The organism is Mesorhizobium sp. M8A.F.Ca.ET.021.01.1.1 (assembly GCF_003998025.1).
Taxonomy (GTDB): domain Bacteria; phylum Pseudomonadota; class Alphaproteobacteria; order Rhizobiales; family Rhizobiaceae; genus Mesorhizobium.
Genome location: NZ_RZSJ01001129.1, coordinates 1 through 399 on the forward strand (window position 1 = coordinate 1; position 399 = coordinate 399).

General features: G+C 61.4%; 1 protein-coding gene. It reads left to right on the plus strand.

Features of this window, described 5'->3' with window-relative positions; translation table 11 throughout:
- A partial coding sequence (locus EOA36_RS36945) for an aminotransferase class I/II-fold pyridoxal phosphate-dependent enzyme (RefSeq protein ID WP_127281339.1) occupies positions 1 to 399 on the plus strand: 399 nt, incomplete at both ends.

Here is a 399-nt window from a genome sequence, read left to right on the forward strand (position 1 = left end):
GCGGCCACGCAGGCGCTCGACCGCTACGGCTACGGCATGGCGTCGGTGCGCTTCATCTGCGGCACGCAGGAGGAGCACAAGCAGCTCGAGGCGACGATTTCATCCTTTCTCGGCCTGGACGACACGATCCTTTATGGCTCTTGCTTCGATGCCAATGGCGGCCTGTTCGAGACGCTGCTGGGCGAGGAGGACGCGATCATTTCCGACGCGCTCAACCACGCCTCGATCATCGATGGTGTCCGGCTGTCGAAGGCCAAACGCTTCCGCTACGCCAACAACGACATGGCCGATCTGGAGGCGCGATTGAAGGAAGCGAAGGATTGCCGCTTCCGGCTGATCGCCACCGATGGGGTGTTTTCCATGGACGGCATCATCGCCAATTTGAAGGGCGTCTGCGAT